The sequence below is a fragment of the Cupriavidus sp. PET2-C1 genome (assembly GCF_054515855.1).
On record NZ_CM137259.1, the window covers coordinates 229,242 to 242,611 of the forward strand.

Consider the following 13,370-nt stretch of genomic DNA (forward strand, 5'->3'; position numbering starts at 1 on the left):
CACCCGTGCGCGACGCGAAGCGAGCCGTGAAGGTGTGCCAAGGCCGTATGGGGCGCCTCGGGATTTCACGAAAAGAGCGGAAAAGAGGGACCCATGTCTGAGTATCGCCTTAAGGCGATGCGAGTTTGGGTCCCGGCCGCTCTTTTCGTGAAATCCCGAGGGGTTGTCGCCCCATCCGGCGCGCCTTTTTTGCCTACTTTTTTGGCAAGACAAAAAAGTAGGTCGCCGCCCCGCAGGGGAGGTGAAACTGCAGTTGAATTTGAATTTGAAGTTGAAGTTGAATTTGCAGTTAAGCCCTTGAATTTGAATCTGATTTTGCAGTTGCCGCAGCCGCGTGCAGCAACAGCAAAAAGCCACCAGTACCCCCTAAACCTTAAACCCTAAACCTAACAATCCCATCCCCCCCAATCTCCCGCCTAACATCCCCCGCATGCCACAACACATGCAAGTGCGCCAGCGCCTCGCCCATGGCAAACGTCATCTGGTGAATATCAAACTGCCGGTTGAAAATCACGCCGACGATGTCATGCGCGTTGCAGGCTTTCTCCACGCAGGCCGCCCGGGTTTCGGCAAGCCGCTCCACATGGTGCTCGCGTAGCTGCTTGATGCGGATATGCAGGTTCCGGAACGGCCGGCCATGCGACGGCAGGATCAGCACGTCTTCCGGCAGCGGCTCGTACTTGCCCAGGGAGTCCAGGTATAGCTTGAGCGGATTGGCTTCCGGCTCCATGTCGAACACGCTGACATTGGTGGAGATGCGCGGGAGCACCATGTCGCCGGAAATCAGCACATTCAAGGCGGCGTTGTAGAGCGCTACGTGCTCGGGCGCGTGCCCGAAGCCAGTGATCACTCGCCAGCCGGACCTGGCCGGGTCGGTGCCGATATGCACGGTATCGCCGTCCATCATGCGGCGGTACTGGGTGGGCAGGTCGGGTACCAGCGACGGGTAGTAGCTCTTGCGTGCGCGCAGCTTTTCCAGGCTGTCGGGGTCCGTCAGGCCGTGGCGGGCGAAGTGGCTGGCGGCGAAGTCGCCGCCAGCGTTGGAGCCGGCGCCGCTGCCGCCGCCCATCACGCGGGCGTTCATGTAGTCGCCCAGGCTCATCCACAGGCGGGCGTCCCAGCGCTTGCACAGCCAGTGCGCCAGCCCGATGTGGTCGGGGTGGCAGTGGGTGGCCAGCACGCGCAGCACGGGCAGGCCGTCGAGCTCGTTGGCGAATACGGTTTCCCAGTGCGCCTTGATGGTGTCGTTGGTGACGCCGCAATCGATGATGGTCCAGCCGTCGCGGCCTTCAAGGCGGTCGCGCACCAGCCACAGGTTGATGTGGTCCAGCGCGAAGGGCAGCGGCATGCGCAGCCAGTAGACGCCGGGCGCCACCTGCTGCCGCGCGCCGCCTTCGGGCAGGGTTTCGCCAAACGGGTATTGGAGTTCGTGTTCGAGTGCGTTCATGAGGAGTCTCTCGGGTCTGAAGCCCTGTGCGTGCGGTGCCGCGCGCAGGCGGGCTTTCTCGTTGTCACGGTCGCATATCGCGGTTGCCAGCGGCCTTGCTTGACGCTAACGTTAACGTCAATTGGAGCGGGCTTTTTCCATCTTAAGCGAAAACTTCATTCCATACCGAACGACCGTTCACTTTTTTACCGGGCCACCATGCCAGACTCGCCAGCCACGCCAACCTACACCATCACCGATCTCGCCCGCGAGTTCGACGTGACGCCGCGTGCGATCCGTTTCTACGAGGACCAGGGCTTGCTGTCGCCGGAGCGCGAAGGGCCGACCGGGCGCAAGCGCGTCTATAACGGGCGCGAGCGCACGCGCCTGAAGCTCACCGTGCGGGGCAAGCGCCTCGGGTTGACGCTCAACGAAATCCGCGAAATTCTCGACCTGTACGAGTCGCCGCGAGACACCGCGCCGCAGCTGGAGCGCTTCCTGCATTCGCTGGCGCAACACCGCGGCACACTGGAGCGCCAGCTCGAGGACCTGCAGGCGCAGCTTGCCGAGATCGATCAGTACGAGCGGCAGTGCCGGGAGTTGCTGGCCATACATGCGTGCGAAGCGCCACCGGCCGTGGTGAAAAGTGCCTGATGGGCCATTATTTCAGTTTCCGTATTTGATTTGATTGACGTTTACGTAAACGTCAATAGAATAGCTTCTCAAACAAGGAAAGCCCATGCCCCAAGCTGTCGATGCCACGCCGTTGTCCGCCGAGCGCGCGGATGCCATTGCCACCAGCTTCTCCCGCCAGGGCCTGATGACCACCTTCGGCGCGGCGCTGACGCGGGTCATGCGGGGCGAGGTGGAGATCGCTATGCCGTGGTCCGAGGGCGTGACCCAGCAGCACGGCTTTTTCCACGGTGGCGCCGTCGGCGCGCTGGCCGATAGCGCCTGTGGCTACGCCGCACTGTCGATCGTGGGGGACGGCGAGGCCGGGCTGACCGCCGAGTACAAGATCAACCTGCTCTCACCCGCCCAGGGCGAGCGGCTGGTGGCGGTGGGCCGCGTGCTCAAGCCCGGCCGCACCTTGATCGTGGTGCAGGGCGATGTGTATAGCGAGACCGCTGGCGTGCGCAAGGCGGTGGCCACCATGCTGATGACCTTGTGCGTGGTGCGCACGCTGGACCACGTCTGACCACAAACGACAAATCAAGAAGACCGATACCATCAGGAGACCGCCATGATCGCAACGGCTGAGCTGCCAGGCCTGAAATTCGACTTGGGCGAAGACATCGAGATGCTGCGCGACACCGTGCGCAACTGGGCGCAGGCCGAACTGGCGCCGCGCGCGGCGGAGATCGACCGCACCGACCAGTTCCCGATGGACGCCTGGAAGAAGATGGGCGACCTCGGCGTGCTCGGCATCACGGTGGCGGAGGAATACGGCGGCGCCAATATGGGCTACCTGGCCCACATGATCGCCATGGAAGAAATCAGCCGCGCCTCGGCATCGGTCGGCTTGTCGTACGGCGCGCACTCCAACCTGTGCGTCAACCAGATCCACCGCAACGGCACCGCCGCGCAAAAGGCCAGATACCTGCCCAAGCTGGTCTCCGGCGACTGGATCGGCGCGCTGGCCATGAGCGAGCCCAACGCCGGCTCCGACGTGGTGAGCATGAAGCTGCGCGCGGACTTCAAGGGCGACCACTACGTGCTCAACGGCACCAAGATGTGGATCACCAACGGCCCGGATTGCGATGTGCTGGTGGTCTACGCCAAGACCGAGCCGGACCTCGGCGCGCGCGGCATGACCGCCTTTATCGTCGAGAAGGGCATGAAGGGTTTCTCGGTGGCGCAGAAGCTGGACAAGCTCGGCATGCGCGGCTCGCACACCGGCGAGCTGGTGTTCCAGGATGTGGAAGTGCCGGTGGAGAACATCCTTGGCGGCGAGAACCTGGGCGCCAAGGTGCTGATGAGCGGCCTGGACTATGAGCGCGCCGTGCTCTCCGGTGGCCCGGTGGGCATCATGCAAGCGTGCATGGATGTCATCACGCCCTACATCCACGACCGCAAGCAGTTCGGCCAGAGCATCGGCGAGTTCCAGCTGATCCAGGGCAAGGTGGCCGACATGTACACCACCTTGCAGGCAGCGCGCAGCTACCTGTACACGGTGGGCAAGAACCTGGACTCGCTCGGCACCGAGCACGTGCGCCAGGTGCGCAAGGACTGCGCCGCGGTGATTCTCTATACCGCCGAGAAGGCCACCTGGATGGCCGGCGAATCCGTGCAGATCCTGGGCGGCAACGGCTATATCAACGAGTACCCGGTGGGCCGCCTGTGGCGCGACGCCAAGCTGTACGAGATCGGCGCCGGCACGTCGGAAATCCGCCGCATGCTGATCGGGCGCGAGCTGTTCTCGCAAACCATGTGATGCCGGCGCGGCACGCGGCCGGGCGCGGCGCCGCAAGGCGGCAGCGCCAGCCCAAGTGCCCCGCCGCCCACGCCGAATTGACCGAAAGAGCACTCGCCCGGCCGCCGAACCAATTTACAATCTCCGGAAACCACCTCCAGCCTTAGTCACCGGTCTGCGACATGTCCCACTTCCCCAAGCTGCTGTCCTCGCAGATCGCCTACGACGTGGCCCGGACCATGCTGGACGGGTTTGACAAGCATTACCGGCTGTTCCGCGAAGTCAGCCACCTGGCCAAGCTGAAGTTCGAAGCGGCCGACTGGCTCGGCCTGCAGCAACTGCAGCGCGACCGCATCGACTTCTACAACGAACGGGTGCGCGAAACCAGCGTGATCCTGGAGGATGAATACGACGCGGAAAATATCGAGGACGAGATCTGGCAGCAGATCAAGCTGCACTACATCGGGCTGCTGACCAACCATCACCAGCCCGAACTGGCCGAGACGTTCTTCAACTCGGTGTGCACGCGCATCCTGCACCGCTCGTACTTCAACAACGACTTCATCTTCGTGCGCCCGGCCATCTCGACCGAGTACATCGAGAACGAGGAGTCGCCCACCCGGCCGACCTTTCGCGCCTACTATCCGGGCAGCCGCAAGGGCATGGCGGCGTGCTTCGAGCGCATCGTCCATAACTTCCAGCTCGAGCGGCCGTTTGACGATCTCACGCGTGATATCGGCTATGTGGTGCGCGCCGTCACCGAGTATTTCGGCGACTTCCGCATTGCGCCGAATTTCCAGATCCATGTGCTGTCGTCGCTGTTCTTCCGCAACAAGTCGGCGTTCATCATCGGCCGTATCCTGAATGCCGACCGCACCTTCCCGCTGGCGATCCCCATCGTGCACACGCCCGATGGCAAGCTGTCGCTCGATACGGTGCTGCTCAAGAAGGTGCAACTGCTGATCCTGTTCTCCTTCACGCACTCGTACTTCATGGTCGACATGGAGATCCCGTCGGCGTACGTCACCTTCCTGCGCGACATCATGCCGCGCAAGCCGCGCGCGGAGATCTACACCTCGCTGGGCTTGCAGAAGCAGGGCAAGAACCTGTTCTACCGGGACTTCCTGCATCACCTGCAGCATTCGTCGGACAAGTTCATCAGCGCACCCGGCATCAAGGGCCTGGTGATGCTGGTGTTCACGCTGCCGTCGTACCCTTACGTGTTCAAGGTGATCAAGGACTACTACCCGGCGCCCAAGGAGACCACGCGCGAGCAGGTCAAGTCGAAGTACCAGCTGGTCAAGCAGCACGACCGCGTCGGGCGCATGGCCGATACGCTGGAGTACTCCGACGTGGCCTTCCCGCTGTCGCGCTTCGACGATGCGCTGGTGCGCGAGCTGGAGCTGCATGCGCCGTCGATGATCGAATACCAGCGCCGCAAGGATGGCGGCGAGGAAATTGTCGTGCGCCACGTGTATATTGAGCGCCGCATGACGCCGCTGAACATCTGGCTGCAGGAAGGCTCGGATGCGCAGGTCGAGCACGGCATCGTCGAATACGGGAACGCCATCAAGGAGCTGATCGCCGCCAATATCTTCCCCGGCGACATGCTCTACAAGAACTTCGGCGTGACGCGCCACGGGCGCGTGGTGTTCTACGACTACGACGAGATCGAGTACATGACGGACACCAATGTCCGCCACGTGCCGCAGCCGCGCAATGAGGAGGAGGAGCTTTCGGGCGAGGTCTGGTACAGCGTCGGGCGGCACGACATCTTCCCCGAGACCTATCGCACCTTCCTGCTCGGCGACGCGCGCGTGCGTGCTGCCTTCCTGCGGCACCACGAAGACTTTTTCGATCCTGCCATGTGGCAGGCTCACAAGGACCGGCTGCTGGCCGGGCAAATCCATGATTTCTATGCCTATGATGTCTCTGAACGCTTTATCCATCGCTATGCCGCTGGCAGCGCAGGCGCCGAAGCGCGCGCGCACGGCAACGAACCCGCTCCCACAAGGAGAGTCGCATGAGTGACGCCATCGCCCAGCTTTTCCGCAACAACCGCGAGTGGGTGGACCGCGTCAACGCGGAAGACCCGAGCTTCTTCATGCGCCTGGCCAACCAGCAGGCGCCCGAGTACCTGTGGATCGGCTGCTCGGATTCGCGCGTGCCGGCCAACCAGATCCTCGGGCTGGCGCCGGGCGAGGTGTTCGTCCACCGCAATATCGCCAACGTCATCGCCCATAGCGACCTCAACGCGCTGTCCGTGATCCAGTTCGCGGTGGAAGTGCTCAAGGTGCGCCACATCACCGTGGTGGGCCACTATGGCTGCGGCGGCGTCAAGGTGGCGCTCAAGCGCCAGCGCATCGGCCTGGCCGACAACTGGCTGCGCCATGTGCGCGACGTGGCCGACAAGCACGGCGCCTACCTTGGCACCATCACCCGCGAGGAAGACGCGCATACGCGTCTGTGCGAGCTCAACGTGATCGAGCAGGTCAACAACGTGTGCCAGACCACGGTGCTGCAGGACGCGTGGGACCGCGGGCAGCCGGTCACGGTGCATGGCTGGGTCTACGGCGTGTCCGACGGCCTGCTGCGCGACCTGGGCATGGCCGCCAGCAGCAACGACGAACTGCACGCACAGCTTGAGGCCGCCTACCGCCAGTTCGGCGATCCGCCGCAAGCGTCGATCCGCTAAGCATCGGTCGTCAGTCGTCGGCAAGTACAGAGAGATTCCCGGAAGAGCCAACAATCGCCGCCAGTCAGCGCCCCCAATCATTGGAGACACACCATGCATGATCCCGTTGTCATCGTATCCGCCGCCCGCACCCCCATGGCGGCTTTCCAGGGCGAGTTCGCCACGCTGACGGCGCCGCAGCTTGGCGCCACCGCCATCCGCGCGGCGGTCGAGCGCGCGGGCCTCGCGCCGGAGCAGATCGAGGAAGTGGTGTTCGGCTGCGTGCTGCCCGCGGGCCTGGGCCAGGCGCCCGCCCGCCAGGCTGCGCTGGGCGCTGGCCTGCCGCTTGGCGTGGCTTGCACCACCGTCAACAAGATGTGCGGCTCCGGCATGCGCGCCGCCATGAATGTGCATGACGCGCTGATCGCGGGCGCGTTCGAGATCGGCATCGCCGGCGGCATGGAGAGCATGACCAATGCGCCGTACCTGGTGCCCAAGGGCCGCGGCGGCTACCGTATCGGCCACGGCATGATCTTCGACCACATGATGCTCGACGGGCTGGAAGACGCCTACATCAAGGACGAAAAAGGCGGTGGCCGCTCGATGGGCACCTTCGGCGAGGATTGCGCGGCCAAGTACGACTTCACCCGCGCGGCGCAGGACGAGTTCGCCATGGAGAGCGTGCGGCGCGCGCAGCAGGCCACCGAGCGCGGCGACTTCCGCTGGGAGATCGCGCCGGTGACGGTGCCAGGGCGTGGCGGCGACACCATCATCGATACCGATGAAGGCCCGCGCCGCATCAAGGTCGACAAGATCCCATCGCTCAAGCCCGCTTTCGCCAAGGACGGCACCATCACCGCCGCCTCGTCGTCATCGATCAACGACGGCGCGGCCGCGCTGGTGATGATGCGCGAATCCACCGCCAAGCGGCTCGGCCTGGAACCGCTGGCCCGTCTGCTCGGCCACACCACGCATGCGCAGGCGCCCGGCTGGTTCACCACCGCGCCAGTGGAAGCGATGAACAAGCTTTACCGCAAGCTCGGCTGGACCACCGACAGCGTTGACCTGTTCGAGATCAACGAAGCGTTCGCCGTGGTGCCGATGGCCGCCATGCACGACCTCAAGATCCCGCGCGACAAGGTCAACATCCACGGCGGCGCCTGCGCGCTGGGCCACCCGATCGGCGCCTCGGGCGCGCGCATCATGGCCACGCTGATCGGTGCGCTGCGCAAGACCGGCGGCAAGCGCGGCGTGGCCAGCCTGTGCATCGGCGGCGGCGAAGCCACCGCGGTGGGGCTGGAGATCGTCTGAACCCGCGGCACCGACCGCAACAGAGCGGCTGCCGCCACCGTGCGGCAGCCGGGCCGCAAACGATATGGAATAAGGAGTACCGCCTTGCCAACCGCTCTCATCCTTGGTGCCTCGCGTGGCATCGGTCTCGAATTTGTGCGCCAGTACCGTGCCGACGGCTGGCGGGTGCTGGCCGTCGCGCGCAGCGATGATGGCATCAAGGCCATCGAAGCGCTTGGCGCGGAGGCGTTGCGCGCTGACCTGACCGACGCGGGCCAGGTCGCCGGGCTGGGTTGGAAGCTGGACGGTGAGTCCATCGACGTAGCCATCTACAACGCCGGCGTGATCGGCCCGCGCACCGAAGGCGCGCAGCCGGTCACCCGCGAGGACTTCGACAAGGTGATGCACGTCAATGTGCTGGGGCCGATGATGGCGCTGCCGTTGCTGCTGCCGCTGGTCGAGGCCGGGCGTTCGGGCAAGGGCGGTGTGCTGGCGGTGCTGGCTTCACGCATGGGCAGCATCGGCACCATGGACAGCAACCGCAGCTGGCTCTACCGGGTCAGCAAGGCGGCAGCCAACGCGGCGCTCAAGGCCGCCTCGCTCGACGCGCGCCATGCTACCTGCCTGGCCTTCCACCCGGGCTGGGTGCAGACCGAGATGGGCGGCAAGGAAGCCGACCTCACGCCGCAGCAAAGCGTATCCGGGATGCGCGGCGTGATCGCCGGCGCAACGCGCCAGGATAACGGCGGCTTTCGCAATTACGATGGCAGCGTGATCCCGTGGTGAGCACGGCGTTCATGGTTCCCGACTCCGCTACCACCTTGGTGAATTGACATGCTGCTCACGCCAGAACAGGAAATGATCCGCGATGCCGTGCGCCAGTTCGCGCAGCAGGAGATCGCGCCGCACGCCGCCGCGTGGGATCGCGACAAGACCTTCCCGCAGGCGGTGCACCGCGAGCTGGCCGCGCTCGGCGCCTACGGCGTGGCGGTACCCGAGCAATACGGCGGCGCCGGGCTCGACTATCTCTCGCTGGCGCTGATCCTGGAAGAAATCGCCGCCGGCGATGGCGGCACCTCGACCGTCATCAGCGTCAACAACTGCCCGGTGTGCAGCATGTTGATGGCTTTCGCCAACGAGGCGCAGAAGCAGCAGTGGCTGGTGCCTCTCGCGCGCGGCGAGATGCTCGGCGCGTTCTGCCTGACCGAGCCGCACGTGGGCTCGGATGCCGCCGCGCTGCGCACCAGCGCGGTGAGGGATGGCGACGACTACGTGCTCAACGGCGTCAAGCAATTCATCACCAGCGGCAAGAACGCCGACGTGGCCATCGTGCTTGCGGTCACCGACAAGGCGGCGGGCAAGCGCGGCATCAGCGCCTTCCTGGTGCCCACCGCCACGCCCGGCTACATCGTCGCGCGGCTGGAGGAAAAACTCGGCCAGCATTCGTCGGACACCGCGCAGATCCTGTTCGAGGATTGCCGCGTGCCGGCGGCCAATATGCTGGGCGAGGAGGGCGCCGGCTACAAGATGGCGCTGTCCGGCCTGGAAGGCGGACGCATCGGCATCGCCTCGCAAAGCATCGGCATGGCGCGCGCGGCGTTCGACGCGGCGCTGGCGTATGCCAAGGAACGCGAGAGCTTCGGCCAGCCGCTGTTCGCGCACCAAGCCGTGCAGTTCCGCCTGGCCGACATGGCGACCAAGATCGAGGTGGCGCGGCAGATGGTGTGGCATGCCGCGTCGCTCAAGGATGCGGGGCGGCCTTGCCTGAAGGAGGCCGCCATGGCCAAGCTGTATGCCAGCGAGATGGCCGAGGAGGTCTGCTCGGCCGCCATCCAGGTCTTTGGAGGCTACGGCTATGTCAGCGATTTCCCGGTCGAGCGCATCTACCGGGATGTGCGCGTCTGCCAGATCTACGAGGGCACCAGCGACATCCAGAAGATACTGATCGCGCGGGCGCTGGCCTGAGGGCGGCTCGCGCACAGCACGGAACCAAGCTGTTGGCGCATCATCGAATCACCGAAGCACTGAACCCAAACGGCCAGACCTAGAGGCCAGACCCAGAGGCCCCCAGACAATGACTGCTGCCATCGATTTCTACTTCGATTTTTCCTCGCCCTACGGCTACTTCGCCAGCACGCGCATCGACGAGCTGGCGCAGAAGTACGGGCGCATCGTCGCCTGGCATCCGATCCTGCTCGGCGTGGTGTTCAAGACCACTGGCAGCTCGCCGCTGCCGCAGGTGCCGCTCAAGGGCGATTATTCCTGGCGCGATTTCGAGCGTACCGCGCGTTTCCACAATATCGAGTACAAGCGTCCGACGCACTTCCCGCTGCCCACCACACAGGCCGCCCGCGCCGTGCTGTGGCTGCAGAACCATCACGGCGACGATATCGCCACCGCGTTTGCCAAGTCGGTCTATCGCGCCCTGTTCGTGGACGACATCAACATTGCCGAGCCGGCCGAACTGGTGAAGCTGGCCGAGCCGCTCGGCATCGACGCGCATGCCATGGATGCCGGCGCCAGCAGCTTCCAGATCAAGGACCAGCTCAAGGCCGAGATCGACGTGGCCATGGCCAAGGGCGTGTTCGGCTCGCCTTTTGTGATCATCGACGGCGAGCCGTTCTGGGGCTTCGACCGCTTCGACCAGATCGAGGCACACCTCAAGAGCAAGCGCCCGATGGCGCTGCGTGCCGTGCCGGGCAACGACAGCAATACAGGCAACACAAGCAACACAGGCAACACAGATAACAGCACAGACAGCAGCAAGGAAAAGAAACCCGCATGAATGCCAGCATCAAGCCGATCCGCCATCCCCGCTTCGACTGCGTGATTTTCGATTGCGACGGCGTGCTCGTCGACAGCGAGCCCATCGTCAACCGCGTGCTCAACGAGATGCTCAACGAGCTTGGCATCCGCATCTCGATCGAGGAATCCACCAAGTGGTTTCTCGGCCGCGCGGTGCGCGAAGAGCTCGACAACATCGCCAGCCGGCGTGGCGCGCCGCTGCCGGAGAACTGGCTGTCGGAATGGTTCGTGCGTCGCAACGCGGTCCTCGAGGCGGAAGTGCAGTCGGTGCAGCATGTGCGCGAGGCGGTCTGCACGATCGTCGCGACCGGCTTGCCGGTCTGCGTGGCCTCGGGCGCGGACCGCATCAAGGTCAAGCTGCAGCTGACGCGCACCGGCCTGGTGGAGCTGTTCCAGCAGGACGAGCGCGAGCATATCTTCTCGTCGACCGAGGTCGAGCGCAGCAAGCCGGCGCCCGACGTGTACCTGCTGGCGGCGCGCACCATGAATGTGGAGCCGGCGCGCTGCGTGGTGATCGAGGATAGCCCGACGGGCGTGACCGCCGGCGTTGCCGCGGGCATGACGGTGCTCGGCTACGCTGCGCGCAACGCGGCGCAATCTCTGCTGGCAGCCGGCGCGGCCACTACCTTCACCGATATGCGCGAACTGCCGGGGCTGATCGGATGAAAGCGCGCGCGTCCGGCACCGGCGGCTGCCCATGCGGCGGGGGTGACTACGCCACCTGCTGCGGGCGCTTTCATCGCGGCGAGGCGCTGCCGTTCAATGCCGAGCAACTGATGCGCTCGCGCTATAGCGCCTATGTGCTGGGTGACGTGGACTGGCTGCGCCATACCTGGCATCCGTCCACCTGCCCGGCCGACCTTGCCGCGGACACGGACACACGCTGGCTCGGGCTGGCGGTCAAGGCGCATGCGCAGCAGGACGAGACGCATGCCCAGGTGGAGTTCGTGGCGCGCTACAAGGTAGGCGGGCGCGCCTGGCGGCTGCACGAGCGCAGCCGCTTTGTCCGCGAGCCGCGCAGCGCCGGCGAGGCGCCGCGCTGGCTTTATGTCGATGGCGAAATGCTGGGGGAGACACCATGACGGAATCGATGGCTGCTGCTGCTGCTGCTGCTGCTGCTGCTGCTGCTGGTACGGCGCGGGACACGGAGTACCTGCTGTATGGCTTCGCACAATCCGGCAACACCTACAAGGTGGCATTGCTGCTGGAAACCGTCGGCGTGCAGCGGGGCCGCAAGCTGTGGACGCCGCGCTTCGTCGACTACTTCAACGGCGAGACGCATACGCCCGAGTATCGTGCCATCAACGAAATGGGCGAGGCCCCGGTGCTGGAGTTCGATGGACAGCGGTTGTCGCAATCGGGCGCCATCCTGGACCTGCTCGCGCAGCGCCTCGGCATCTACGGGCCCGCCAGCGAGGCCGAACGCTCCGAGGTCTTGCGCTGGCTGCTGTTCGACAACCACAAGTTCACGTCGTACACCGCAACCTACCGCTTCCTGCGCACCTTTGCCAAGGCACCTGACCCGGCCGTGCTGGAGTTCCTGAGGCAGCGCTGCGAGGGGGCGTGGAACGTGCTCAACACGCATTTGTCCGGGCGGGACTACGTGCTGGGCGAGCGCCTGACCATCGCGGATTTTTCGCTGGCCGGCTATGTGTTCTACGACGACGAGATCGGCGTGCACTGGCGCAAGGAGTATCCGCAACTCTTCGCCTGGACCGAGCGCTTGCGTGCGCTGCCGGGCTGGCGCCATCCGTACGACCTGTTGCCGGGGCATCCGTTGCAAAAGCGCACGGCCTGAGGCAGCGGGCAGCAGGGAAGCGGCGAGGGGCAACCAAGGAGCAGGCAAATCATGAGGTGGATGCATCGACTGGCCCTGGCCCTGACCCTGCTGCCGTCCCTGGCATTCGCCGGGGCGATGGCCGGGGCGCCAGCCGCGAATCAGGCCACGCGGGCGCCGGAGGCGATCACCGCCACCATTCCCGGATCGTCGGAGCAGATCGCGATGATTCCCAAGCCCGGCGTCATGTTCTCGCTGGAGCTGGAAACCACCATCTTCAAGCCACCCGGCGACGGCCCGTTTCCGCTGGTCGTGATCAATCACGGCAAGGCGCAGGGCAGGCCGGCTTTCCAGTCGCGCGCACGCTACCTCGTGCAGAGCGCGGAATTCGTCAAGCGCGGCTACGTTGTGGCGCTGCCGATGCGCCAGGGCTTTTCCAAATCCGGCGGCGCCTATATCGGCGGCGGCTGCAATGTCGAGAGCAACGGCCTGGTGCAGGCCGAGGACGTGGTGGCCACGCTCGAATACATGGTCAAGCAGCCCTACGTGGACAAATCGCACATCGTAGTGATCGGCCAGTCGCATGGCGGGCTGACCACCATGGCATTCAGCACCCTCGCGTATCCGGGCGTGCTGGGCGTGATCAATTTTGCCGGCGGCCTGCGCGATGAATCCTGCAGCCGCTGGGAATTCAACCTGGTGGACGCCTTCGGCGGTTACGGCAAACAGGCGCGCTATCCCTCGCTGTGGCTGTACGGCGACAACGACAGCTACTGGCCGCAGCCCCTGCCGGCAAAATTCTTCGAGGCCTATACCGCGCAGGCGCATGGCCCCGCCGCTAACGCCCGCATGGTGGACTACGGCACCTTCGCGAGCGACTCGCACACGCTGTTCGGCGCCCGCGCGGGCGTGCCGATCTGGCTGCCGGAGGTCGAGCGGTTCTTCAAGGAGATCGGGCTTTCGTTCGATCCGAAGCCATGATGGG

General features: G+C 65.0%; 15 protein-coding genes. 14 read left to right on the forward strand and 1 reads right to left on the reverse strand.

Annotated features, from left to right (window positions below; genetic code table 11):
• Positions 1–93 precede the first annotated feature (93 nt).
• A complete protein-coding gene (locus ACX12D_RS01020; RefSeq protein WP_459372586.1) occupies positions 94–384 on the forward strand; it encodes a hypothetical protein in 291 nt (96 codons plus the stop codon).
• On the opposite strand, the gene ACX12D_RS01025 is transcribed toward ACX12D_RS01020, so the two are convergent.
• Complete coding sequence (locus tag ACX12D_RS01025; RefSeq protein ID WP_441641637.1) at positions 374–1,447, reverse strand: MBL fold metallo-hydrolase; 1,074 nt, start codon at positions 1,445–1,447, stop codon at positions 374–376. The two genes, ACX12D_RS01020 and ACX12D_RS01025, sit on opposite strands and share 11 nt — an antisense overlap.
• A 198-nt stretch (positions 1,448–1,645) precedes the next feature.
• On the opposite strand from ACX12D_RS01025, the gene ACX12D_RS01030 reads away from it, so the two are divergent.
• From ACX12D_RS01030 to ACX12D_RS01090, 13 genes are all read left to right on the forward strand, one after another.
• Positions 1,646–2,080, forward strand: a complete 435-nt coding sequence (locus ACX12D_RS01030; protein WP_459372587.1) for a MerR family transcriptional regulator — start codon at positions 1,646–1,648, stop codon at positions 2,078–2,080.
• 85 nt (positions 2,081–2,165) lie between these two features.
• On the forward strand, positions 2,166–2,624 hold the full coding sequence (locus ACX12D_RS01035) for a PaaI family thioesterase (protein ID WP_441641639.1): 459 nt from the start codon (positions 2,166–2,168) through the stop codon (positions 2,622–2,624).
• 45 nt (positions 2,625–2,669) lie between these two features.
• Complete coding sequence (locus ACX12D_RS01040) at positions 2,670–3,860, forward strand: isovaleryl-CoA dehydrogenase (protein ID WP_459372589.1); 1,191 nt, start codon at positions 2,670–2,672, stop codon at positions 3,858–3,860.
• Positions 3,861–4,021: 161 nt separating this feature from the next.
• Entirely contained in the window at positions 4,022–5,866 is a 1,845-nt protein-coding gene (gene aceK / locus ACX12D_RS01045) for a bifunctional isocitrate dehydrogenase kinase/phosphatase (protein ID WP_441641488.1), read from the forward strand.
• The gene (can, locus tag ACX12D_RS01050; protein WP_416050198.1) at positions 5,863–6,534 is read left to right on the forward strand and encodes a carbonate dehydratase; all 672 of its coding nucleotides are present in this window, start codon (positions 5,863–5,865) and stop codon (positions 6,532–6,534) included. Before aceK ends, can begins: the two co-directional genes overlap by 4 nt.
• 93 nt (positions 6,535–6,627) lie before the next feature.
• Positions 6,628–7,824 (forward strand): acetyl-CoA C-acetyltransferase, encoded by a 1,197-nt coding sequence (locus tag ACX12D_RS01055; RefSeq protein WP_459372591.1) that lies wholly within the window; start codon positions 6,628–6,630, stop codon positions 7,822–7,824.
• A gap of 84 nt (positions 7,825–7,908) precedes the next feature.
• Entirely contained in the window at positions 7,909–8,589 is a 681-nt protein-coding gene (locus tag ACX12D_RS01060; RefSeq protein ID WP_416050200.1) for an SDR family oxidoreductase, read from the forward strand.
• A gap of 48 nt (positions 8,590–8,637) precedes the next feature.
• Positions 8,638–9,768 (forward strand): acyl-CoA dehydrogenase family protein, encoded by a 1,131-nt coding sequence (locus ACX12D_RS01065; protein ID WP_183032140.1) that lies wholly within the window; start codon positions 8,638–8,640, stop codon positions 9,766–9,768.
• Positions 9,769–9,877: 109 nt separating this feature from the next.
• Positions 9,878–10,588, forward strand: a complete 711-nt coding sequence (locus ACX12D_RS01070) for a DsbA family protein (RefSeq protein ID WP_459372592.1) — start codon at positions 9,878–9,880, stop codon at positions 10,586–10,588.
• On the forward strand, positions 10,585–11,274 hold the full coding sequence (locus tag ACX12D_RS01075) for an HAD family hydrolase (protein ID WP_441641492.1): 690 nt from the start codon (positions 10,585–10,587) through the stop codon (positions 11,272–11,274). Before ACX12D_RS01070 ends, ACX12D_RS01075 begins: the two co-directional genes overlap by 4 nt.
• Positions 11,271–11,690: a YchJ family metal-binding protein gene (locus ACX12D_RS01080; RefSeq protein ID WP_267605188.1), complete on the forward strand. Its 420-nt coding sequence runs from the start codon at positions 11,271–11,273 to the stop codon at positions 11,688–11,690. Before ACX12D_RS01075 ends, ACX12D_RS01080 begins: the two co-directional genes overlap by 4 nt.
• 8 nt (positions 11,691–11,698) lie before the next feature.
• Positions 11,699–12,406, forward strand: coding sequence for a glutathione S-transferase family protein (locus ACX12D_RS01085; protein WP_459373895.1), 708 nt, complete (start codon positions 11,699–11,701; stop codon positions 12,404–12,406).
• A gap of 51 nt (positions 12,407–12,457) precedes the next feature.
• On the forward strand, positions 12,458–13,366 hold the full coding sequence (locus ACX12D_RS01090; RefSeq protein ID WP_459372594.1) for a dienelactone hydrolase family protein: 909 nt from the start codon (positions 12,458–12,460) through the stop codon (positions 13,364–13,366).
• The last annotated feature ends 4 nt before the right edge of the window (positions 13,367–13,370 follow it).

Coding starts and splice junctions, on each gene's coding strand:
- ACX12D_RS01020 (WP_459372586.1), top strand. CDS start 94: ATGTCTGAGTATCGCCTTAAGGCGATGCGAGTTTGGGTCCCGGCCGCT.
- ACX12D_RS01025 (WP_441641637.1), bottom strand. CDS start 1,447: ATGAACGCACTCGAACACGAACTCCAATACCCGTTTGGCGAAACCCTG.
- ACX12D_RS01030 (WP_459372587.1), top strand. CDS start 1,646: ATGCCAGACTCGCCAGCCACGCCAACCTACACCATCACCGATCTCGCC.
- ACX12D_RS01035 (WP_441641639.1), top strand. CDS start 2,166: ATGCCCCAAGCTGTCGATGCCACGCCGTTGTCCGCCGAGCGCGCGGAT.
- ACX12D_RS01040 (WP_459372589.1), top strand. CDS start 2,670: ATGATCGCAACGGCTGAGCTGCCAGGCCTGAAATTCGACTTGGGCGAA.
- aceK (WP_441641488.1), top strand. CDS start 4,022: ATGTCCCACTTCCCCAAGCTGCTGTCCTCGCAGATCGCCTACGACGTG.
- can (WP_416050198.1), top strand. CDS start 5,863: ATGAGTGACGCCATCGCCCAGCTTTTCCGCAACAACCGCGAGTGGGTG.
- ACX12D_RS01055 (WP_459372591.1), top strand. CDS start 6,628: ATGCATGATCCCGTTGTCATCGTATCCGCCGCCCGCACCCCCATGGCG.
- ACX12D_RS01065 (WP_183032140.1), top strand. CDS start 8,638: ATGCTGCTCACGCCAGAACAGGAAATGATCCGCGATGCCGTGCGCCAG.
- ACX12D_RS01070 (WP_459372592.1), top strand. CDS start 9,878: ATGACTGCTGCCATCGATTTCTACTTCGATTTTTCCTCGCCCTACGGC.
- ACX12D_RS01075 (WP_441641492.1), top strand. CDS start 10,585: ATGAATGCCAGCATCAAGCCGATCCGCCATCCCCGCTTCGACTGCGTG.
- ACX12D_RS01080 (WP_267605188.1), top strand. CDS start 11,271: ATGAAAGCGCGCGCGTCCGGCACCGGCGGCTGCCCATGCGGCGGGGGT.
- ACX12D_RS01085 (WP_459373895.1), top strand. CDS start 11,699: ATGGCTGCTGCTGCTGCTGCTGCTGCTGCTGCTGCTGCTGGTACGGCG.
- ACX12D_RS01090 (WP_459372594.1), top strand. CDS start 12,458: ATGAGGTGGATGCATCGACTGGCCCTGGCCCTGACCCTGCTGCCGTCC.